Genomic DNA, 20,240 nt, shown 5'->3' with positions numbered 1-20,240 from the left:
CCTACACCCCCCCCCCCCCTCCACCTCCGCCTCCCCCCCCCCCCCCCCCCCCCCCCCCCCCCCCCCCCCCCCCCCCCCCCCCCCCCCCCCCCCCCCCCCCCCCCCACCACCGCAACAACCTAAGAAGCCGGAGCCAACCGATCAGCCAACGCCCCGGTCTGATCCAACGATGTCAGATAAGCCCGAGCCCAAGCCCGAATGTCATACGTCCGCAGATGATCACGCATCGACCGCATCCGGTCGCTCACATCCGTCGGCGTCGCCTGCAACGCGTGCATCAGGGTCAGTTTCAACCCTTCCAGATCGTGCGGATTCACCAGGTACGCCTGGGTGAACTCCGCCGCCGCCCCGGCGAACTCGCTCAGCAGCAGCGCACCCGCGTTGTCCACCCGGGCCGCGACGTACTCCTTCGCGACCAGGTTCATCCCGTCCCGCAGCGGCGTCACCGCCATGATGTCCGCGATCCGGTAGAGCGCCGCCAGCTCGGTCCGGTCGAACGGCTGGGTCAGGTAGTGGATCGCCGGTTCGCCGACCCGCCCGAACTCCCCGTTGATCCGGCCGACCTCGCGCTCGACCCGCTCGCGCAGGACCTGGTACTGCTCGACCCGTTCCCGGCTCGGCACCGCCACCTGGACCATGACCGTGTCGCGCACCTTGATGTGACCGTTGGCGATCAGCTCGCTGTACGCCTTGAGTCGCTGCTCGATGCCCTTGGTGTAGTCCATCCGGTCGATGCTGAGGATGACGTGCTGCGGGTCGCCCAGGTCGCCACGGAGCCGGCGGGCCCGCTGCACCACGTCCGGGCGCCGGGAGAGCGCTTCCATCTCGGCCATGTCGATGGAGACCGGGAAGGCGCCGATCCGGACCACTCGGTCGTCGACCGCGATCCGGCGGTCGGTGGCGGGCAGTTTGAGCACCTTGGCGGCGAGCTGGGCGAAGTTGTGCGCCGCCTGGGCCCGTTGGAAGCCGACCAGGTCGGCGCCGAGCATGCCGAGCAGTAGTTCGGCCCGGCGGGGCAGTTGCATGAACAGCTCGGGCGGCGGGAACGGCACGTGCAGGAAGAAGCCGATCCGCAGGTCCGGGCGCAGTGCCCGGAGCAGCCCCGGTACGAGTTGCAGGTGGTAGTCCTGCACCCAGACCACGGCGCCCGGCTCGGCGGCCTCCGCGGCGGCCTCGGCGAACCGCTGGTTGACCCGCTGGTACGCCTCCCACCAGCGGCGGTGGTAGACGGGCTGCTCGACCGCGTCGTGGTAGAGCGGCCAGAGGGTGGCGTTGGCGAAACCCTCGTAGTGGTCCCGCATGTCCTCTTCGCTGAGCGGCACCGCGTGCATCCGTACGCCGTCGATGTCGGGTACGGCGGGGGCGGGGCCACTGCCACCGGCCCAGCCGACCCAGACCGCCGGGGTCTTCTTCAGGATGGGGTGGAGGGCACCGACCAGACCACCGGGGCTACGACGCCACTCACAGGCGCCGTCGAGCGCCACACCGTCGTCGACCGGCAGCCGGTTGGCCACCACCACAAGCGGACTCTGTCGCATTCGGGCACCTCGTTCCGGGCGAGGCGACCACCGCGAATGATGCGCGATCGGGCAGTCGTGAGGGGAGTGAAGAGAGGTGACGTACAGGGGTATTCCTACTGACATCAAGTTACACGAGTGTTACGCACACCCGCTGTGTGCGATCAATCTCACTATTTGCCTGTTACGGGCTCAGACCACCGCACCGTCGTCGGGGTCGTCCTCCTCGTCGTCCCCCGAACGCAGCCGCCAGATCAGGGTGACGAACCCGCTCAGGATCCCGGCGAAGCCGATCAGCGTGACCAGGCCCCGGTCGATCGGCAGCAGGCTGGGGAAGACGAAGAGGATGAAGCCCACGACGACCGCGATCACGCCGGCCACGGCGTACTTCGACACGTGCGGCAGTGGCGGCGGGGGCGGCGGGATGTAGCGGTCCTCGGCGTCGTCGGGCAGGTCCGCGCCGAACGTGTCGAGGCCGTCGAGCAGGGAGGAGGGGTCGGACCGGGGGTCGACGGAGATGCCGGAGATGTCGGTGGCGGACTGTAGCGGCCGTACCTCGGTGGCCGCGCCGGCGCTCTCCTGGCCGGTACGGGTGGCCGTGGCGGTGGTCGGACCGGTCGGGTCGGCCGGCTGGTCCGCGCTCACGTCCTCGGCCGCCGGCCACGGGCGGGCGCCGTCGGTCACGTCCGCGTGGTAGCCGGCGACGATCCGCGCCCACTCGGCGTCCACGTCCGGATCGGGACGCGACGGCGCCGGGCCCTCGTCGGCGAGCTGGGTCAGGTAGTCCCGGGCGGTCGCCAGGTGGGTCCGGTCGACGTAGAGCCGGTCGGTCGGTCGCGCCGGCACCGTGGTGGTCCGGGTGACCGGGTTGAGGTCGGCGGAGGGCTGGAGGTAGGCGGCGATGCCGCCGGCGGCCAGGACGTCCAGCAGGTGTTCTCCCACCCGTGGGTCCACGTCGCCAGCGACGGCGTATTCGGTCGCGTCGAGCCCGTTGTCCCGCCGCCCTCGGCGGGCACCACCCGGTGACACTGGATACCCTCCCTCACCGGCGCGTGCGCGCGCCCGACCCAGACCCCCGCCGCGCAGATCGCGCGTGCCGTGCCTTGAATCGTGACACGGCAGGCGCGGGTTCCGGGAGTGCGTTGTGGCGTGCCGTACTCGCTTCGTAGGCTCATTCCCGACAGATCCGCCCGCAGAGTCGGCCCGCGAGGGCGCCCAACCGGCTCGGGAGGGACGCCCGTGCTGTACTGGTTGATGAAGTACGTCATCCTCGGGCCCTGGCTCCGGCTGATCTTCCGGCCGCAGGTCGAGGGGAGGGCGCACGTCCCCGACGAGGGTCCGGCGATCATCGCGGGCAACCACCTGTCCTTCTCGGATTCGATCTTCATGCCGCTGATGGTCACGCGAAAAGTGACATTCGTCGCAAAGGCTGAATACTTCACCGGCCGAGGGCTGAAAGGGTGGCTGATCAGGGCCTTCTTCGTCGGCGTCGGAACCATCCCGGTCGACCGCGACGGCGGGCCGGCGGCCCGGACCGCGCTCGACACCCAACTGCGGGTGCTGCGTGCCGGCAACCTCGCCGGCATCTACCCCGAGGGCACCCGTTCCCCCGACGGTCGGCTCTACCGGGGCAAGACCGGGGTGGCCCGGCTGGCGCTGGCCAGCGGCGCCCCGGTCGTACCGGTGGTGATGCTCAACGCGGACGAGATCCAGCCGCCGGGCCGACTGATCCCACGACTCCGGCGCGTCAAGATCAGGTTCGGAGCGCCGCTGGACTTCTCCCGCTACGCCGGGCTGTCCGGCGACCGGTTCGTCGAACGGGCGGTCACCGACGAGATCATGTACGAGCTGATGGAACTCTCCGGCCGGGAGTACGTCGACGTCTACGCCCAGCAGGTGAAGAAGCGGCAGACACCGGCCGGGGCCGAGCCGCCGACCGAAGCCGTCGAGCCGGTCGACCCGATCGCCGCCTGAGCCGCACCTCGCCTGAGCCGCACCCCGCCCCGGCGCCACCGGTGCGACGCCTCGGCAGCCTCAGGAGGCGAGCACCGGTGACCAGTTGCCCGCGCCGCCCTGGTTACCGCCCAACCGGAGCAGACCCGGTGCCTGGTTGCGCAACGCGAACGCGCGTACCTCGGCGAGCGTGACCTGGGCGCTCGCCCGCTCGCCGGACCGGCTCAGCTCACCGCCGGCCAACGCCAGCGCGAACATCCGGTCGGTCACGTCCGGGATCTGCGCGTAGATCTCCGCCGCGGCCGCGTACAGCTGGGCCGCGCGGGGGTGGTCACCGTCCGCCGCCGCCACCGCCGCGGTCACCGTACGCAGTGCGGCCTCCGCCCACGGCGTACGGTGCGTGACCCGGTCCAGCATCCCGCGTACTCGTACCGCCTGGTCCCGTCCGGTCAGCGCGGCGGCGTACGCGGCCGCCGTGATCCACTCGCCGCTGGCCAGCGCCGGCACCTTGGACCAGGATTCGGCCAGCTCGTCGATCAGCTCCACCACGTCGGAGGTGCGCCCCTGCAGGGCGCGGCAGAGCGCGGCCGGGCCGAGCACGGTCCAGTGCAGCCGGTGGAAGCCGCTGCGCCGCGCCGTCTCCAGTGCCTCGGCGATGTCGTCGGCCAGCGGCACCGGCTGCGCCCCGGCCGGCACCGGACCCGACTGGGCGGGTACGGCCTGCGGCCCGCTCGGCTGCGGCGACACCGCCGACGACCCGTCCGGTTGGGCCGCCGGGCCCGGGGTGGCACCCGTGCCCGGTTGCGCGCCGGCCTGCACGGCCCGGCTGGCCAGACTGTCCCGACCGCTCGGCACCGGCTCGCCGCGCAGCACCCGCAGGCAGGCGCGCAGCCCCCGGACCTGCATGTCCCACCGGCCCTGCTCGGTGTCGACGAAGGCGTCGGCGGCAGCGAGCAGCTTGCCGAACTCCCCGTTGAAGTACGCCCGCATCGCCTCGCCGGAGTAGCCGGTGGCCAGCGGCTGCCCGTCCTCGTTCTCCGCCGCCGCGGCGGTGAGCAGGGCGTTGGACTGGACCCAGTCGCCCTCCTCCAGCATCGCGTAGGCGAGGTTCTGCATGGCCCGGTGCAGTGCCTGGAGCTTGTGGGTCCGGCAGAACTGCACGGCGGCGTGCAACTCGTCCAGGCCGGTCCGGTCACCGGCGTAGTAGCGGGTCGTCGCCACGGTGATCCGGGCGTTGGTCTGCGCCTCGATCAGACCGAGCCGTTCGGCGATCTCGGCGGCCGCACCGGCGGCGGCGAGCGCCGGGTCACGCTCCATGTTGAGCATGTGCAGCCGGCCCAGCTCCGCGTACGCCTCGGCCTTGTGCTCGGTGTCGGGCAGCGCGTCGAACAACTCCACCGCCCGGTCCAGGCAGGTCAGTGCCGTCGCCCGGTCGGCGCGCAACCAGGCCGCGTTGCCGAGCAGGGTCCAGGCGCGGGCGGCCGAACCCTGGTCGTTGATCGCGTACAGCCGGTCGGCGAGCGCGGTCAGCTGCTCGGTCCCGCCACCGGACAGGAACGCCGGCCCGTCCCGGAAGAACGAGATCTCGGTGCTGAGCAGTTCGAGCTGCAACCGGTCCAGCTTGTCGTCGAGGCCGGCGAGCTGCAGCGCCTTGCCCGCGTGGTTGGCGGCGGCGTCGAGGGCGTGCAACGCGTACGCCCGGCGGGCCGCCCGGTGCAGCGCGTCCCGCGCGGACGGGGCGTACCGCTCGGTGTCGACGCCGAGCGTGCCGGCGATCTCGTGTGCCGCCCAGCGGTGGTGGGCCAGGACCTCGGCCAGGTCGGTGTCCCGGCTGCGCGACAGCGCGTCCAGCCAGTCCGCCGTCCGCTCGTGCCGGGCCACCCGCTCGGTACGCGGCAGCCGCTGGTAACAGACGTCGCGGACCAGCACGTGTCGGAACCGGAACTCCGGTTGACCGGCCATGATGGACCCGGACTGCTCGTGTACGAAGTCGCGCTGCTCCAGCCGGCGCAGCGCCCGCTCGACCGACTCGACCGGTTGGCCGAGGGCGGAGGCGACCGCACCGGGCCAGAACTGCATCCCGACCACGGAGGCGGCCAGCAGCACCGTACGGTCGGTGACGTCGAGCAGGTCGACCCGGTTCGCGATGACCGCGTGCACGCTGTCCGGCATCGGCAGGTCGTGTTGCTTCTCCAGCGACCAGCCCCGCCCCGACTGGCGCAACGCCCCCTGCTCGATCAGCATCCGGACGTACTCGTAGGCGTAGAGCGGGTTACCGTCGGCCACCTCGACCAGCGGGCTGAGCATGTCGGCGGAGAACGCCGCCTGACCGAACATGTGCGCGTACAGCGAGGCGATCCCGGTGTTACGCAGCGGCGGTAGATTGATCGTCAACGAGGAGGTGATGCTCGCCGCCCAGCTCGGTTCCCGGTCGACCAGCTCCGGTCGGGCGGTGCAGAGCAGCAGCAGCGGCACGTCCCGGGCGGAGGCGCCGAGCAGCTCCACGAAGCGCAGCATCGGCTCGTCGGCCCAGTGCAGGTCCTCGAAGACCAGCACGGTCGGCCGCCGGGCGGCCAGCGCCACCAACAGTCGACGCCAGGCCGACTCGGTCTCCTCCACCGGCAGCGCCGGCCCCGGCAACCCGACCAGCGGGCGCAGCGCGTCCACCACCCGGGCCCGTTCGCCGTCGGTGCCGACCAGCTCGCCGACCGCCGACTCCAGCCGTTGCGCGGCCACCGTCGCCGGGTCGGTGTCCAGGATGCCCGCCTCGGACTTCACGATGTCGGCCAGCGCGGCGAAGGTGACGTTCTCACCGAACGGTGGGCAGCGCCCGGTACGCCAGGTGACCCGCTCGTCGATCAGCCGGTCCGCGTGCCGGAACAGCTCCCGCACCAGCCGACTCTTGCCGATGCCGGCCCGGCCGAACACCGTCACCACCTGCGGGACCCGCTCCCGCGCCGACCGGTGCAGCGCGTTGACGAGCAGGCCCAGCTCGTGCTCGCGGTCGATCAGCGGGGTCGAGTCGAGTTCCCGGTCCGGGTGCTGGCGGCGTACCGGTGCCAACGCCAACCACACCTCGGTCGGTGACGACCGCCCGCGCAGCGTCACCGCCGGCTGCTCGTCGTACCGGATCGCGTTCTTGGTCAGCGCGTACGTGTTGCCGCAGACCAGGACCCCGCCGGGTGGTGCCACCGACTGCATCCGGGAGGCGGTGTTGACCACGTCACCGGCGACGATCGCCTGACCGCCGTCACGGGCGGCGGCGACGTCCACCAGCGCCTCACCGGTCGACACCCCGACCCGGAACCGCAGCCCGCCCGCGTCGGCGGGGGCGAACCGGGCCAGCACCCGTTGCAACTCCAGTCCGGCCCGGACACACCGCAACGCGTCGGTCTCGGTCGCCACCGGAGCCCCGAACAACGCCATCACCGCGTCCCCGATGTACTTCTCGACCACGCCGCCGTACTGGCCGACGACCCGACGGGCGGCCGAGAAGAAGCTGGTCTGCATGCCGCGCACCAACTCCGGGTCGGCGCGTTCGACGTACGGGGTGAAGTCGATCAGGTCGACGAACAGGACACTGACCCGCCGCCGGTCCTCCTGGGGCGTCGCCGCCGGCCGGGTCCCACCCGGACGGGGTTTGCCGCAGGAGGTGCAGAACGACGCGTTGGTGGCGAGCGGCCGGTCGCAGTGCGGGCAGGCGGGAACGAGTTCGTTGCCGCAGCCGCCGCAGAAGCGGTCTTCGGCGGCGGCGATCCGGCCACACTTGGCACACGGAGCGGAGATTGCGTCCTCCTACCGCAGTCGGGTCGGGTGGGTCGGGCTCTGCCGCCGCCAGACGGGAACGCCGGCCGAGGCACGGTGGCGAACCGGTCGAGCCGTTGCCCGGCTTGCGGTGTGCTGGCCGGGTTGCGGCTTGCTGGCCGTGTTGCGGGGTGCTGGCCGTGTTGGTCGCCAACGCCGAGTATCGCCGGTCCGCGCCAGTGTCGGGAACCGGGCTGTTGGCTAGCAGACACTCGTTCGGCCGGCTGACGCAAGCGCCTCCCGGCTACAGTCGGGCAGCCAAGTGATCGAGCGATGTTAGGGAGATACGTCGATGGTGTACGTCCAGCTGGTGCAGGGGTGGACCGACGACGCGGGCGTCAACCACCCCGCGGGCGAGATGGTCGATGTGGACGCTGCGACCCTGGCCCGCCTGCAGGCCGAGGGAATCGTGGGCGAAGCGGGTGGCGGCGCCGGTGGCGGCGAGGACACCGACTGGGTCGGCCCGACCAGCACCAAGCCCTGATTTCTCGGGCACCGCGTCACAGCATGAACCGTGGGGTTCCACGGGTCGCCGACAGCGACCGGTGGGACCCCACGTTCCGTTCGGTTGGAATGTATCCACCGATCAGCGGTCGGACATGCCCGCCCGGCGGCGCAGCGCGCCCACGTCGGTGACGACGATCCGGCGCCCCTCGGTACGCAGCCAGCCCCGGCTGGCGAAGGAGCCGATCGCCTGGTTGACGCTCTGCCGTGAGCCGCCGGCCATCTCGGCGAGCTGACTCTGGTTCAGCTCGATCGTGATCATCGGTGCCTGGCTCTCGCCGGCCAGCCGGACCAGGGTCTTGGCCACCCGGCCGGGCAGGTCGAGGAAGACGTGGTCGGCGTTCTGCTCGGTGAGCCGGCGGATCAGACCGCCCAGCGAGCGCATCACCGCGTCGAGGATGCGCGGGTTGGAGTGGACCAGTTCCATGAAGGCGCCCCGGGACAGGGCGAGCGCGGTGCAGTCCTCGATCGCCTCGGCCGACAGCGACCGGGTGGAGGCGTCCAGGAGGGACACCTCGCCGAGTACGTCGGGCGGCCGGATCACCGACAGCACGGCGCGCTCGCCGGTCGGTGCCGTACGGAAGACGACCACCGCGCCTCGGCGGAGCACGATGAGTGACTCGCCGGGGTCGTTCTCGACGAACAGGAGCTGGCCCTTGCGGTAGGTGCGCGGGACCGCGGCAGCGATCACCCGCTGCCGTACCTCCGGTTCCAGGCCGGCGAACATCTGCACACCCGTGAGCGCGTCACCCGGCTCCGGCAGGCGAACCTCCAAGGCTCAACCCCTCACAGTCTGCTTTCGGTCGAGGCTCTCGCCCCCGAGAGCAACATGATCTGACACCGGATGACCTGTCCGGTAGCGGTACACATCAGATCATGACGGTCCTGTCGCGTGCTGTACACCCCTCGAATCGGTTCTGTGACAGTCCTGCGTCCTGGCCGGCGGCATTCTTGTGCCCAGATCCGCCGCTGGGTGGGGGCTGTACGGGGGCGTGGCGGGTTGGGGTCGCGTGAGCGGTGCGGGGTGGGGCTCCGGCGGTGGCCGGGCGGCGTGTCCGGGGTGCTGCCGGCGTCGGGGTGGGCGGGGGTCCGCCCCCGGCGCCGGCACCCCGGAGCGGGTCGGCAAGGATGGTGGGGATGGTTTACCGCTATTTCTACGACTGCGAATTCATCGAGGACGGCCGGATAGTCGACCTCGTGTCGATCGGCGTCGTCGACGAGTACGGCCGGGAGTTCTACGCCGTCTCCACGCAGTTCGACGACTCCCGAGCCGTGCCCTGGGTCCGCCGCAACGTGCTGGACAAGCTGCCGTCGCCCGGTGACCGGGTCTGGCGCTCACGGGAGCGGATCCGCGACGAGCTCTACGAGTTCCTGACCGAACCGGTACGCGGCCGGCCGGACGAGAAGCTGGAGCTGTGGGCCTGGTACGCGGCGTACGACCACGTGGCGCTCGCGCAGCTCTGGGGGGCGATGCCGGCGCTGCCGCGGGAGATTCCCCGGTTCACCAAGGACCTGCGGCAGCTCTGGGACGACCAGGGGCGCCCGCCGCTGCCGGACGCGGCGGCGGAGCGGCACGACGCGCTGGTCGACGCCCGGCACAACCTGGCCCGGTGGCGGGCCATGGGGGGCTGAACCCGGCCGGTGCCGGCCGAGCCGATCTCGGGCCGCCGACCCCGTGAGGCCTGCTGGCCTGGCTCCGGCGCGACGACTACAGTGCGCATTGACGGCCCGCCCCGGGCCGGCAACGACGCCGATGGTCTGACGTGACTTCGCTCCTGGGGCTGAATTGGGCTTACCTGAAGCTCCTGGAGGATGAGCAGATCATGCGTATCGGCGTGCTCACCGGCGGCGGTGACTGCCCGGGTCTGAACGCGGTGATCCGAGCGGTCGTGCGTAAGGGTGTCGCTACCTACGGTCACGAGTTCGTGGGCTTCCGCGACGGCTGGCGCGGTCCGCTGGAGGGGCTGACCAAGCCGCTCGGTATCGACGAGGTACGGGGGATCCTGCCCCGTGGCGGGACCATCCTCGGCTCGTCCCGGACCAACCCGTTCAAGATCGAGAACGGGGTCGAACGGATCAAGGACAACCTCGCCGCGCAGGGCGTGGACGCGCTGGTCGCGATCGGCGGCGAGGACACCCTCGGCGTCGCGACCAAGCTGACCGAACTCGGCGTCCACGTGGTGGGCGTACCGAAGACGATCGACAACGACCTCGGCGCGACCGACTACACGTTCGGCTTCGACACCGCGGTCAATATCGCGATGGAGGCGATCGACCGGCTGCACACCACCGCCGAGAGCCACCACCGCACCCTGGTGGTCGAGGTCATGGGCCGGCACGCCGGCTGGATCGCCCTGCACGCCGGCCTGGCCGGTGGCGCCAACGTGATCCTGCTGCCGGAGCGGCAGTTCGACGTGGAGCAGGTGGCCACCTACGTCGAGAAGCGGTTCCAGAAGCAGTACGCCCCGATCGTGGTGGTCGCCGAGGGCGCCCAGCCGCTGGACGGGCAGATGGTCCTGCACAACCAGGAGCTCGACTCCTTCGGGCACGTCCGGCTCGGCGGCATCGGCCAGTGGCTGGCCGGCGAGATCGAGGCGAAGACCGGCAAGGAGGCCCGTACGGTCGTGCTCGGGCACATCCAGCGCGGCGGCACGCCGACCGCGTTCGACCGGGTGCTCGCCACCCGGCTCGGCCTGCACGCGATCGACGCCGTGAACGACGGCGACTGGGGCAAGATGGTCGCCATGCAGGGCACGGACATCGTCCGGGTGCCGCTGGCGGACGCGACCCGCGAGTTGAAGACCGTACCGATCGAGCGTTACGACGAGGCCGAGGTCTTCTTCGGTAGCTGATCGGCCGCGTACCACCCGGGCCGGGGTGGGCTCCGTCAGCTGGTTCGCGCCAGCGGAGTCCGCCCCGGTTCGGTGCGAGGACGGGTTGGAGCCGCAGGCGCGGGGCGAGGATGGGGGAAACCAGATGGCACCGGGCGTGCACACGGTGGCGGTGATCGGCACCGGGAAGATCGGTGAGCTGATGCTCTCCGGCTTGCTCCGGGCCGGCTGGCCGGCGAGCCGACTGCTGGCCACCACGCGGCGGCAGGCCCGGGCCGAGGAACTGGCCACCCGCTACGGCATCCGGGTGGTGGACAACCTGTCTGCGGTCGCCGAGGCGGACGTACTCGCCATCTCGGTGAAGCCGCAGGACGCGGGTGCACTGCTGGACGAGATCGGCCCCAAGGTGCCGGCCGACAAACTGGTGATCTCACTCTGTGCCGGACTGCCGACCGGCTTCTTCGGCCGGCGGCTGCCGGAGGGCACACCCGTGGTCCGGGTCATGACGAACACCCCGGCTCTGGTCGACCAGGCGATGACGGCGATCTCCGCCGGGCCGTACGCGACCGGGGCGCACCTGGCCCTGGCCGAGGAGATGTTCACCCCGCTGGGCGCGACGATCCGGGTGCCCGAGTCGCAGCAGGACGCGGTCACCGCGCTCTCCGGCTCCGGCCCGGCCTATTTCTACCTGCTGGTCGAGGCGATGGTCGACGCCGGCATCCTGCTCGGGCTGCCCCGCCAGGTCGCCCACGACCTGATCGTGCAGACCGCGATCGGCTCGGCGACGATGCTGCGCGACTCCGGTGAACATCCGGTGAAACTGCGGGAGGCGGTCACCTCCCCGGCCGGCACCACGATCTCGGCGATCCGGGAGTTGGAGAAGCACGGCGTACGCGCCGCGCTGCTCGCCGCCCTCGAAGCGGCCCGCGACCGGGCCCGGGAGATCGCCGCGCAGAGCGACTAGCCTCGCCGCAAGCAACGTCCGCCCTCTCCGTACGGTCAGCGCATGGATGCCGTTCCCCAGGTAACACTCGATGGTTGTCGAAGATCGTCTCGTGGCGCTCGTCGAGGGTCGGCTGAGCCGGGACGAGGTCGACCGCTGGGCCGCCCGGTGGGTGACGCAGGACGGGCTCGACCTGGATGATCTGTCCTGGTGGGCGCTGAACCTCCTCCATGGAATTGATCTTCCCGCCGGTGAGGGCGGCGGTTACCTGCACGACGACGAGCAGCTCCGGCTCTGGCTCGCCGACCTGAGAAAACGCCGCCCGGCGTAACCCGCCGAACCGACACCCCCTCCCACCCGAACCGCCCCGAACGCCTCCCCGCCCGAACGCAAGCGCCGTTGATCATGAAGTTAGCGCGGGCGTAAGTCTGGAATGCCTGCGCTAACTTCATGATCAACGGCGGTGTCGGGGGTGCGGGGGGTGGGGTGGGGATGGGGGGATGGGGGAGACACGGGGTGGGGTGGGTTCGGGGGTGAGCCGGGGCGGGGGGTGGTGGCCCATACTGTCCGGTGTGTTCACCCTCGCCCAGGCCAGTTACCTGATCGCCACCCTGCGCCCCCGGATCGACGAGCTGATCACCCTGCGCGCCGACCTGGCCGAGCTGCGGGCCGATCTGACCGGCGGTGGGCTGAGTCCGCTCGGCGGCATGCCGGAGCTCAAGGCGCTGGAGGCGCGGCTGCACGGCATCCTGGAGGAGCTCAACGACCACGAGATCCAGGTCAAGGGCTTCGCCCCGGTGCTGCTCGACTTCGCCGGTGAGCGGGAGGGCCGGGCGGTGCTCTGGTGCTGGCTCGAAGGGGACGACGACATCCGCTGGTACCACCGGGCCGACTGCGGCTTCCCGGGGCGCCGCCGGCTCTGAGCGGTTTTCCGGCGCCGGCTCTGACCGTCGTACCCTCGGGGCGAGTCGACCGGTGGCGAGCTTGGCCCGCGGCGCCACGATCCGCGCTGATCCGGAAGTTCTCGGTGAGCCCGAGTCGACCGGGGCTGGGGCCGGCGGCGTGGCCCGCTGTGGTGGCGAGGTGTCCCACGGATCGGCGAGCTGCCCTACGGGGCGGCGATCGCGTACACGACCAGGTTGTCGCGGTAGTGCCGGGTGTGGTCGTCGAACGGGCCGGCGCAGGTGACCAGGCGCAACTCCGGGCCGGGGGTCGGACCGTACACCTCGGCGGTGGGGAAGTCGTCCTTGTCGTGCCGGCTGGTGGCCACCACCAGGAACGGGATCCACCGGCTCCCGCGCCGCACCTCGACCCGGTCGCCGGGGCGCAGCTCGGACAGCCGGTAGAAGACGGCGGGGCCGGTGGTCGAGTCGACGTGGCCGGCGATCACCGCCGGACCGGTGTCGCCCGGTGCCGTACCGGCGCCGAACCAGCCGGCTCGGTTGTAGTCGGTCGGTGCGGCGAGCTGGCCGGACCGGTCCAGCCCGAGCACCATCAGGGACGAGTCCACGTGGATGCGCGGGATCCGTACCCGGTTCGGTGGCCCGGTGGGTGCGGCCGGTTGCGGTGGCGGCGGTTGGGCGCCGGTCGGCAGCGGTTGGATGCCGGTCGGCAGGCAGTCGGTGACGCAGCCCGCCCGCCACACCCCGACCGCGTGCTCCGGCCCGGTGTCGGCCCGGCCCAGCCCGGCGCCGGTGACAATGGCCAGCACCAGGACACCGGTACCGAGCGGGGTCGGCAGGATCCACCGGGGACGTTCGTCCGCTGGTCGGAGCCACCGCCCACGGTGTCGCCTGATCTCGGCGGCACGGCTGAGCGGCGCGATGTTCACCAGGTGCGCCGCGCGCGGCGTCGGAGCAGCAGCACCACGGCCACCGCGATCACCGCGATCACCGCGCCGGCCGCGAAGCCGGCGGTCATCAGCGGGTAGCCCCTACCGGCCGGCTCGCGTACCACCTCCGACGCCTGCGCACCGGCGGCTTCCCGGCCGTCGACCGTGTCCCGGGCGCCACCCGCGCCGGTGTCCACACCACCGGCCGGCACCACCTCGCCGCCCCGGGCGTCGACCCGCAGTTCGGTGGTGAGCCCGCCGCGTTCGGCGTCGAGCACCAGCAGCGAGTAGACCGTTCCGGCGGCCAGCCGTACGTCGGCCGTGGTCGGGGTGCCACCGGTACTGCTCAGCCGCAGCTTCCACGAACCCGGCTCAACCTGCGAGTAGGGGGTGGTGGTGGCGAACTGGACGGCGTCGGCGATGGTGGGCCCGTCGGCGGCGGCGACGTCGATCACCGGCGCCCGGACGGACGCCTGTACGACCCGTACCTTCGCCCGCCCGGCGTCCGGCGCGCTGAGGTCGTCGTCGAGCACCCGCAACCCCAGGTCGGCGTAGCGACCCACCCCGGCGACCGTGTACGCCTCCCCGGCGGTCACCGCCACCTCGGCGGTCAGCACCGGTTTGGTGCTCGCCGGGGCGCCCGCCTGGCGCATCGCGACCGCGTACCGACCGACCGGTAGTGAGAGGTAACCCGAGACCACCCCGTACCCGACCGCGGGGAAGATCCGGGGCTCGGCCGAGCCGGTTGCCGCGGCCACGTACACGTCGACCGCCGGGGTGTCCGGCGACAGGTGCGCGAGCCGGACGTAACCGACCCCGGCGGCACCGGCCGGCGCCACCGCGACCGTGCTCAGCCCCAGGCCGAGCAGGGTGGCCGAGCCGAGCGCCAGGATCCACCGGAGCCGATGGGCGAGCGGTCGGGAGATACGCATACTGCCTCCTTGGTACGGCCTGCGCCGGGTGGGCGGTTCCGCACAAAGAGTCCCGTTCATCGGACTCCGGGGCAAGTGCAGCACTCCAAGTAATCAAATCGTTACCGGAGGATATTGCCTGGTCGGGGCTGTGTCGGCCGAGAATTCGGGGCGGTGGGGTGGGCGAAACCCACCCGCGAGGGGGTGCCCATGGTGGCGGTGGGTGACTGGCGCACCGTGAGTCGCGACGGCGTACGGCTGGCCTGCCTCGACCGGTCCGGCCCGGAGCCGGCGGTGTTGTTCCTGCACGGCGCGGCCGGCCACGCGGGAGAGTGGGACGCGAGTGCGGCCGCCCTCGACGGCACCCACCGGGTGCTGGCGCTGGACCAGCGCGGCCACGGCCGCAGCGAACGCCGGCCGACCCAACTGACCCGATCGGCGTACGTCGCCGACGTCGCCGCCGTGGTCGCGGCGCTGCGGGCCGCGCCGGTGGTGCTGGTCGGACACGCCCTCGGCGGGCACACCGCGATGCTCACCGCCGCCCGCTATCCACGGCTGGTCCGGGCCCTGGTGGTGGTGGACGCCTGGCCCGGAGCCGACCCGGCGGCCCCGAGCCGGGTCGGCGACCGGCTGGCCGGCTGGCCGGTCCCGTTCTCGTCCTACGCCGACGCGGTGCGCTTCTTCAGCGGCGGCCCCGGTGTCGATGGTGGCGAGGGCGGAGGCGCCGACGGCAGCGCCAGCGGCAGCGACGGCAGCGGCAGCGGCAGCGGCAGCGCCGACAGTGGCAGCGACGGCAGCGGCGGCAGCGGCGGCAGTGCCGGCAGCGGCGGCAGTGGTGGCGGAGACGGCGGTCGGGGGCGGGTCAGGGCGGACGGGCTGGTCGAGGAGGCCGACGGCTGGTGGCCCCGGTTCGCGCCGGAGCTGGTGGTCGAGTCGCTGCGCGAGTCGGCGACGACGGCGTTCTGGGCCGACTGGGCGGCGATCCGGTGCCCCACCCTGGTGGTCCGGGCCGGGCGGGGCACCGTCGGGGTGGAGCGGGCCCGGCGGATGCTGGACCGGCTGCCCGGCAGTGAACTGGTCGAACTGCCCGGCGCCGGCCACGATCCGCACCTGGACTCTCCGGACGAATGGCACCGGATCCTGCGCGACTTCCTGACCCGGCTGCCCCGCCCGGCGGCACCGGTGGTCAGGCGCGGGTGAACTCCATGATCCAGTTCGTCTCCCAGGTGCGGCCACCATCGGCGGAGAACTCCTGCTCCCACCGGGCCGACGTCGGGGTGATCCCGGACCAGACGAAGTGCGCCCTGATCGGCGTACCGGCGTGGGTGTCGTCGCCGTAGAAGTCGCCCCGGCCGTTGTCGAAGGTGCCGACCACCGGTGGGAAGAGCACCCCGGTACGGCTGTTCGCCCAGTACAGCGACCACTGCTCGCGTTCGGTGTCGAACAGCCGCAGGGTCATTCCCCGGGTTCCGGTGCCGGGGAAGACGATCTCCTCCAGGTTGCCGACACCGCCGAGGATCGGCTGGCAGGTGCTGCTGGACGGGTAGACGTCCCAGTCGTCGCTGCCGACGAAGAGCTTGGTCAGTTGGCGGTTGACGATGTTCCACGAGCCGATGAGGAAGTCGAAGTCGTTCATGTCGACGATCCTGGACCGTGTACCTGACATCTTCTGTCAGTGATCCGGGTTAGGTTTCCGCCATGCGTGCCAGCCGCCTGCTCTCCCTGGTCCTCCTGCTCCAGAACCGTGGCCTGATGAACGCCCCGCAGCTCGCCGCCGAGCTGGGCGTCACCGTACGGACGGTCTACCGCGACGTGGAGGCGCTGGCCTCGGCCGGGGTTCCGGTCTACGCCGAACAGGGACCGGCCGGCGGTTACCGGCTGCTCGACGGCTACCGGACCCGGCTGACCGGGCTCACCGCCGACGAGGCCGGCTCGTTGTTCCTCACCGGGATGCCCGAGTCCGCCGCCGAACTGGGCCTGGGCGCGCAACTGGCCGCCGCCGAGCTGAAGTTGATGGCCGCGCTGCCGACCGCGTACCGGGAGGCGTCGCTGCGGATCCGGCAGCGGTTCCACCTCGACGCGCCAGCCTGGTTCCGTGAGCCGGAGCCGGTGCCGCACCTGCTCGGCGTCGCCGACGCGGTCTGGCGGGAACGGGTCGTCGAGATCGACTACCGGCGGTGGGCACCCCGGCCGGGCGTGGTCACCCGCCGGCTGCACCCGCTCGGTGTGGTCCTCAAGGCCGGTGTCTGGTACCTGGTCGGCAGCCGCGACGGCGAGGTACGCACCTACCGGGTGGCGAGCATCCTCGCTCTGACCATCCTGGCCGAGACCGCCGTCCCGCCGGACGGTTTCCAGCTCGCCGAGTTCTGGCGGGCGCACGTCGAACGCTACGAGCGGACCGCACACCACGACCGGGCGGTGGTCCGGCTCTCCCCGGAGGGTGTCCGGCTCCTGCCCGACCTGTTCGGCGGCAAGATCAGTCGACTGGCGCTGGAGGGTACCGGGCCCGCCGACGTCGACGGCTGGTGCCGGGTGGTGCTGCCGATCGAGTCGATCGACCACGCCGCGACCGACCTGCTCCGGCTCGGTGCCCACGTCCGGGTACTGGCCCCGCCGGCACTGGTCGCCCGGATCGGCGAGACCGCGCGGGCGATGGCGGCCTACTACCCGGCGGGGTAGCACAGCGCCCGTCACCCGCCCGGGTGGTACACCACGTCCTACCCGCGCCTCCCACCCATCCGGGGTGGTACACCGCGTCCTACCCGCCCGGGTAGTCCAGGGCGGGGCCGCCGACGGATGCGGTGCATCGGGCCAGCCAGTCCAGGGCCAGCCCGCGGAACGCCTCCGGTTGCTCGAACGGCAGGTAGTGCCCGGCGTCGGCGAGCAGGGCGTAACTCGCCGCCGGGTAGCTGGCCAGGGAGCGGAACTGGTCGGCGTACCCGGCGATGTAGTCCTGGCGGCCGGCGACCAGGCCGGTCGGTCCGAGGAAGGCCCGCGTGGAACCCTCGTCGGAGAGCTGGTAGCCGGTGTCACGCAACCCGCCCAGGTACTCCTCGTCACCCGGACCCGACGCGACGAGCACGGTCGCCACCCGTTCGGCGGTCTCCCGGTTCCGGTTGCCCAACGCCACCGACAGGTGGGCCCGCAGGTCCGGTGGCACGTCGACCAGCCAGTCGGCCTCCTCGCTGACCACCGGCGCCACCGGCACGTCCCGGTCGACCGGCAGGATCCGGGTGCCGTGGCAGATCAGGAAGAGGCCGGCCACCTGCTCCGGCCGCCGCCGGGCCAGCCCGGCGGCGAGGTAACCGCCGTAGGACCAGCCGACGACCAGGAACCGGGCGGAGCCGATCTCCCGGTCGACGAGGTCGACGACGGCGTCGAGCACGCCGTCGGAGTTCGCCGGGCCCGCCGGGGAGTGGCCCGTCCCCGGCAGGTCGGGGTAGATCCGGCGCAGCCCGGTGGTCGCGGCCACGGCCGGCTCCAGCGCGGCGACCATCGCCGACCCGGCCAGGCTGAAACCGGGCAGGCACAGCATCGGCAGACCCGACCCGTGGGTTTCCGTCACCAGGCTCATGGCTTGAGCAAAGCACGTCCGTCGGCCCGCCCGGTCCGATTCTCCGACCAGCGAAACGCCGAGACTCTTCGCGATCACGGCGTTCCCGTGGGTGGGTCAGTTGGGCAGGACCCGCTCGATGGCGTCGGTCACCTCGGCCGACTGCGGGTCGGTCTTGGTGGCGAACCGGGCGGCGACCGTGCCGTCCGGGGCGACCAGGAACTTCTCGAAGTTCCACCGGACGTCGCCGGTGTAACCCTCGGCGTCCGGGGCGTCGACCAGTTCGGTGTAGAGCGGGTGCCGACCGGGGCCGTTCACCTCGATCTTCTCCGTCAGCGGGAACGTGACGCCGTAGTTGGTCGAGCAGAACTCGGCGATCTCGGCGGCGGTGCCGGGTTCCTGGCCGGCGAACTGGTTGCTCGGTACGCCGAGCACCACCAGGCCCCGCTCGCCGTAGCCGTCCTGGAGTGCCTGGAGGCCGGCGTACTGCGGGGTGCTGCCGCACCTGGAGGCGACATTGACCACCAGGACTGCCTTGCCCCGGTACTGGTCCAGTCGGGCCGGGCCGCCGCCGAGCGCCGCCAGGTCGATGTCAAAGATCGTCATGTCGTGAGGTTACCCGCTGACCTGCTCGTCCGCCGACATTCGGAAATCGAAACATGGACATCTTGACGGAGTGGTGAACCCGTGAGTAGCGTCTCACTTGCTATTTGGAAAGTTTCCTAACTGTTCGGGGAGACGCCACATGAGAAGTTCCCTCCGTCGGGCGTTCTGGGCCGGCGCCGTGGTCGCGGTGGCGGTCGCCGCCGTCCCGGTGACCGCGGCCTTCGGCGCCGGTAACGTCACCACCACCTTCGTGGCCGCCTCCGACTGGGGAACCGGTCACGAGGCCCGCGTCACGATCACCAACGGCACCGACGCGTCGCTCGCCACCTGGCGGCTGGAGTTCGACCTGCCGGCCGGCACCACCATCGGCAGCTTCTGGGACGCCGACGTGACCCGGACCAACAACCACTACGTGGCGGTCAAGAAGAGCTGGGCCGGCGCGCTCGCACCCGGCGCCTCGTTCTCCTGGGGCTACAACGGCACCGGCGCCTACAAGGCCCCGCTGAACTGCACCATCAACGGTGCCTCGTGCGGCGGCGGGACCACCCCGACCACGCCGCCGACCACCCGGCCGCCGACGACCCCGCCGACCACGCCGCCCACCACTCCGCCGACCACCCGGCCGCCGACCAACCCGCCGACCACCACCCCGCCGACCACCCCGCCGGGCGGCAAGAAGGTCGTCGGCTACTTCGCGCAGTGGGGCGTCTACGGCCGCAACTACCACGTCAAGAACATCGTCACCAGCGGGTCCGCGTCCAAGCTGACCCACATCATGTACGCCTTCGGCAACACCACGAACGGCCAGTGCACGATCGGTGACAGCTACGCCGACTACGAGAAGGCGTACACGGCGGCGGACAGTGTGGACGGCGTCGCCGACACCTGGGACCAGCCGCTGCGGGGCAGCTTCAACCAGCTGCGCAAGCTCAAGGCGGCGTACCCGAACATCAAGGTGATCTGGTCGTTCGGTGGCTGGACCTGGTCCGGTGGCTTCACCCAGGCCGCGCAGAACCCGACCGCCTTCGCGAACTCCTGCTACAACCTGGTCGAGGACCCGCGCTGGGCCGACGTGTTCGACGGCATCGACATCGACTGGGAGTACCCGAACGCCTGCGGCCTGACCTGTGACGCCAGCGGCCCGAACGCGTTCAAGAACGTGATCCAGGCGCTGCGTACCCGGTTCGGTTCCTCCGCCCTGGTCACCGCGGCGATCACCGCCGACGGCACCAACGGCGGCAAGATCGACGCCACCGACTACGCCGGGGCGATCAACAACCTCAACTGGCTGATGCCGATGACCTACGACTACTTCGGCGCGTTCGCCGCGCAGGGCCCGACCGCCCCGCACTCGCCGCTGACGTCGTACACCGGGATCCCGACGGCGGGCTTCTACTCCGATGCGGCGATCCAGAAGCTCAAGAGCAAGGGCATCCCGGCCAGCAAACTGCTGCTGGGGGTCGGCTTCTACGGTCGCGGCTGGACCGGCGTGACCCAGGCGGCACCGGGCGGCTCCGCCACCGGTGCGGCACCGGGCACCTACGAGGCCGGCAACGAGGACTACAAGGTCCTCAAGAACACCTGCCCGGTCACCGGCACCATCGCCGGCACCGCGTACGCCAAGTGCGGCAGCAACTGGTGGAGCTACGACACCCCGAGCACGATCAACGGCAAGATGTCGTACGCCAACAACCAGGGTCTCGGTGGCTCCTTCTTCTGGGAGCTGTCCGGCGACACCAGCAACGGTGAACTGATCACGGCGGTCAAGAACGGCCTCGGCTGAGCCG

The 20,240-nt window shown here is 71.7% G+C and carries 19 protein-coding genes; 10 read left to right on the top strand and 9 right to left on the bottom strand.

All coding sequences use genetic code 11. The features are described 5' to 3' along the window. Positions 1–119 precede the first annotated feature (119 nt). Both ACZ6QQ_RS16885 and ACZ6QQ_RS16880 read right to left on the bottom strand, forming a co-directional pair. Positions 120–1,538, bottom strand: a complete 1,419-nt coding sequence (locus tag ACZ6QQ_RS16885) for an alpha,alpha-trehalose-phosphate synthase (UDP-forming) (RefSeq protein WP_465877228.1) — start codon at positions 1,536–1,538, stop codon at positions 120–122. A 171-nt stretch (positions 1,539–1,709) separates the two neighbouring features. Continuing rightward, complete coding sequence (locus ACZ6QQ_RS16880; protein WP_465877227.1) at positions 1,710–2,546, bottom strand: DUF308 domain-containing protein; 837 nt, start codon at positions 2,544–2,546, stop codon at positions 1,710–1,712. A 210-nt stretch (positions 2,547–2,756) separates the two neighbouring features. On the opposite strand from ACZ6QQ_RS16880, the gene ACZ6QQ_RS16875 reads away from it, so the two are divergent. After that, on the top strand, positions 2,757–3,491 hold the full coding sequence (locus ACZ6QQ_RS16875) for a lysophospholipid acyltransferase family protein (protein ID WP_465877226.1): 735 nt from the start codon (positions 2,757–2,759) through the stop codon (positions 3,489–3,491). Positions 3,492–3,551: 60 nt separating this feature from the next. On the opposite strand, the gene ACZ6QQ_RS16870 is transcribed toward ACZ6QQ_RS16875, so the two are convergent. Beyond that, a complete protein-coding gene (locus tag ACZ6QQ_RS16870; protein WP_465877552.1) occupies positions 3,552–7,256 on the bottom strand; it encodes an ATP-binding protein in 3,705 nt (1,234 codons plus the stop codon). A gap of 310 nt (positions 7,257–7,566) precedes the next feature. Here ACZ6QQ_RS16870 and ACZ6QQ_RS16865 point away from each other — a divergent pair, with 310 nt between their 5' ends. Beyond that, entirely contained in the window at positions 7,567–7,758 is a 192-nt protein-coding gene (locus ACZ6QQ_RS16865) for a hypothetical protein (RefSeq protein ID WP_465877225.1), read from the top strand. 102 nt (positions 7,759–7,860) lie between these two features. On the opposite strand, the gene ACZ6QQ_RS16860 is transcribed toward ACZ6QQ_RS16865, so the two are convergent. Further along, positions 7,861–8,553 (bottom strand): Crp/Fnr family transcriptional regulator, encoded by a 693-nt coding sequence (locus ACZ6QQ_RS16860; RefSeq protein ID WP_121155877.1) that lies wholly within the window; start codon positions 8,551–8,553, stop codon positions 7,861–7,863. Between the two features lie 362 nt (positions 8,554–8,915). Here ACZ6QQ_RS16860 and ACZ6QQ_RS16855 point away from each other — a divergent pair, with 362 nt between their 5' ends. The 5 genes from ACZ6QQ_RS16855 (at position 8,916) to ACZ6QQ_RS16835 (ending at position 12,475) form a co-directional block, all read left to right on the top strand. Continuing rightward, positions 8,916–9,410, top strand: coding sequence for a polyadenylate-specific 3'-exoribonuclease AS (locus ACZ6QQ_RS16855; RefSeq protein ID WP_465877224.1), 495 nt, complete (start codon positions 8,916–8,918; stop codon positions 9,408–9,410). Between the two features lie 191 nt (positions 9,411–9,601). After that, positions 9,602–10,630 (top strand): 6-phosphofructokinase, encoded by a 1,029-nt coding sequence (locus ACZ6QQ_RS16850; protein WP_465877222.1) that lies wholly within the window; start codon positions 9,602–9,604, stop codon positions 10,628–10,630. A gap of 124 nt (positions 10,631–10,754) precedes the next feature. Continuing rightward, positions 10,755–11,573 carry a pyrroline-5-carboxylate reductase gene (gene proC / locus ACZ6QQ_RS16845; protein ID WP_465877221.1) on the top strand — a complete coding sequence of 273 codons (819 nt, stop codon included), beginning with the start codon at positions 10,755–10,757 and terminating at the stop codon, positions 11,571–11,573. Positions 11,574–11,643: 70 nt separating this feature from the next. Then, positions 11,644–11,883: a hypothetical protein gene (locus ACZ6QQ_RS16840; protein ID WP_465877219.1), complete on the top strand. Its 240-nt coding sequence runs from the start codon at positions 11,644–11,646 to the stop codon at positions 11,881–11,883. Positions 11,884–12,124: 241 nt separating this feature from the next. Then, on the top strand, positions 12,125–12,475 hold the full coding sequence (locus ACZ6QQ_RS16835) for a DUF2203 family protein (RefSeq protein WP_465877218.1): 351 nt from the start codon (positions 12,125–12,127) through the stop codon (positions 12,473–12,475). A 185-nt stretch (positions 12,476–12,660) separates the two neighbouring features. Here the strand turns inward: ACZ6QQ_RS16835 and ACZ6QQ_RS16830 are convergent, their stop codons facing one another. Together ACZ6QQ_RS16830 and ACZ6QQ_RS16825 are read right to left on the bottom strand one after the other, a co-directional pair. Then, positions 12,661–13,383: a class F sortase gene (locus tag ACZ6QQ_RS16830; RefSeq protein ID WP_465877216.1), complete on the bottom strand. Its 723-nt coding sequence runs from the start codon at positions 13,381–13,383 to the stop codon at positions 12,661–12,663. Next, the gene (locus tag ACZ6QQ_RS16825) at positions 13,380–14,315 is read right to left on the bottom strand and encodes a DUF4397 domain-containing protein (protein WP_465877214.1); all 936 of its coding nucleotides are present in this window, start codon (positions 14,313–14,315) and stop codon (positions 13,380–13,382) included. The genes ACZ6QQ_RS16830 and ACZ6QQ_RS16825 overlap by 4 nt, the downstream gene beginning before the upstream one ends. Before the next feature lie 189 nt (positions 14,316–14,504). Between ACZ6QQ_RS16825 and ACZ6QQ_RS16820 the strand changes: the two genes are divergently transcribed. Next, positions 14,505–15,494, top strand: coding sequence for an alpha/beta fold hydrolase (locus ACZ6QQ_RS16820; protein ID WP_465877213.1), 990 nt, complete (start codon positions 14,505–14,507; stop codon positions 15,492–15,494). Here ACZ6QQ_RS16820 and ACZ6QQ_RS16815 read toward each other — a convergent pair. Continuing rightward, the gene (locus ACZ6QQ_RS16815; RefSeq protein WP_465877212.1) at positions 15,481–15,930 is read right to left on the bottom strand and encodes a hypothetical protein; all 450 of its coding nucleotides are present in this window, start codon (positions 15,928–15,930) and stop codon (positions 15,481–15,483) included. The genes ACZ6QQ_RS16820 and ACZ6QQ_RS16815 overlap by 14 nt on opposite strands. A gap of 62 nt (positions 15,931–15,992) precedes the next feature. On the opposite strand from ACZ6QQ_RS16815, the gene ACZ6QQ_RS16810 reads away from it, so the two are divergent. Further along, the gene (locus ACZ6QQ_RS16810) at positions 15,993–16,973 is read left to right on the top strand and encodes a helix-turn-helix transcriptional regulator (RefSeq protein ID WP_465877210.1); all 981 of its coding nucleotides are present in this window, start codon (positions 15,993–15,995) and stop codon (positions 16,971–16,973) included. 79 nt (positions 16,974–17,052) lie between these two features. Here ACZ6QQ_RS16810 and ACZ6QQ_RS16805 read toward each other — a convergent pair whose 3' ends face one another. Together ACZ6QQ_RS16805 and ACZ6QQ_RS16800 are read right to left on the bottom strand one after the other, a co-directional pair. Continuing rightward, a complete protein-coding gene (locus ACZ6QQ_RS16805) occupies positions 17,053–17,868 on the bottom strand; it encodes an alpha/beta fold hydrolase (RefSeq protein WP_465877209.1) in 816 nt (271 codons plus the stop codon). A 96-nt stretch (positions 17,869–17,964) separates the two neighbouring features. Continuing rightward, positions 17,965–18,453, bottom strand: coding sequence for a glutathione peroxidase (locus ACZ6QQ_RS16800; protein WP_465877208.1), 489 nt, complete (start codon positions 18,451–18,453; stop codon positions 17,965–17,967). 139 nt (positions 18,454–18,592) lie between these two features. Between ACZ6QQ_RS16800 and ACZ6QQ_RS16795 the strand changes: the two genes are divergently transcribed. Beyond that, a complete protein-coding gene (locus ACZ6QQ_RS16795) occupies positions 18,593–20,236 on the top strand; it encodes a glycosyl hydrolase family 18 protein (RefSeq protein ID WP_465877207.1) in 1,644 nt (547 codons plus the stop codon). The last annotated feature ends 4 nt before the right edge of the window (positions 20,237–20,240 follow it).

This window comes from Micromonospora sp. NPDC049529 (genome assembly GCF_055586685.1).
This window is presented reverse-complemented; position numbering and strand designations above follow the sequence as displayed.

What these genes read in the sequence shown, in the direction of transcription:
- ACZ6QQ_RS16885 (WP_465877228.1), bottom strand. Translation starts at nt 1,538, where the DNA reads ATGCGACAGAGTCCGCTTGTGGTGGTGGCCAACCGGCTGCCGGTCGAC.
- ACZ6QQ_RS16865 (WP_465877225.1), top strand. Translation starts at nt 7,567, where the DNA reads ATGGTGTACGTCCAGCTGGTGCAGGGGTGGACCGACGACGCGGGCGTC.
- ACZ6QQ_RS16855 (WP_465877224.1), top strand. Translation starts at nt 8,916, where the DNA reads ATGGTTTACCGCTATTTCTACGACTGCGAATTCATCGAGGACGGCCGG.
- ACZ6QQ_RS16850 (WP_465877222.1), top strand. Translation starts at nt 9,602, where the DNA reads ATGCGTATCGGCGTGCTCACCGGCGGCGGTGACTGCCCGGGTCTGAAC.
- proC (WP_465877221.1), top strand. Translation starts at nt 10,755, where the DNA reads ATGGCACCGGGCGTGCACACGGTGGCGGTGATCGGCACCGGGAAGATC.
- ACZ6QQ_RS16840 (WP_465877219.1), top strand. Translation starts at nt 11,644, where the DNA reads ATGGTTGTCGAAGATCGTCTCGTGGCGCTCGTCGAGGGTCGGCTGAGC.
- ACZ6QQ_RS16825 (WP_465877214.1), bottom strand. Translation starts at nt 14,315, where the DNA reads ATGCGTATCTCCCGACCGCTCGCCCATCGGCTCCGGTGGATCCTGGCG.
- ACZ6QQ_RS16820 (WP_465877213.1), top strand. Translation starts at nt 14,505, where the DNA reads ATGGTGGCGGTGGGTGACTGGCGCACCGTGAGTCGCGACGGCGTACGG.
- ACZ6QQ_RS16815 (WP_465877212.1), bottom strand. Translation starts at nt 15,930, where the DNA reads ATGAACGACTTCGACTTCCTCATCGGCTCGTGGAACATCGTCAACCGC.
- ACZ6QQ_RS16810 (WP_465877210.1), top strand. Translation starts at nt 15,993, where the DNA reads ATGCGTGCCAGCCGCCTGCTCTCCCTGGTCCTCCTGCTCCAGAACCGT.
- ACZ6QQ_RS16805 (WP_465877209.1), bottom strand. Translation starts at nt 17,868, where the DNA reads ATGAGCCTGGTGACGGAAACCCACGGGTCGGGTCTGCCGATGCTGTGC.
- ACZ6QQ_RS16800 (WP_465877208.1), bottom strand. Translation starts at nt 18,453, where the DNA reads ATGACGATCTTTGACATCGACCTGGCGGCGCTCGGCGGCGGCCCGGCC.
- ACZ6QQ_RS16795 (WP_465877207.1), top strand. Translation starts at nt 18,593, where the DNA reads ATGAGAAGTTCCCTCCGTCGGGCGTTCTGGGCCGGCGCCGTGGTCGCG.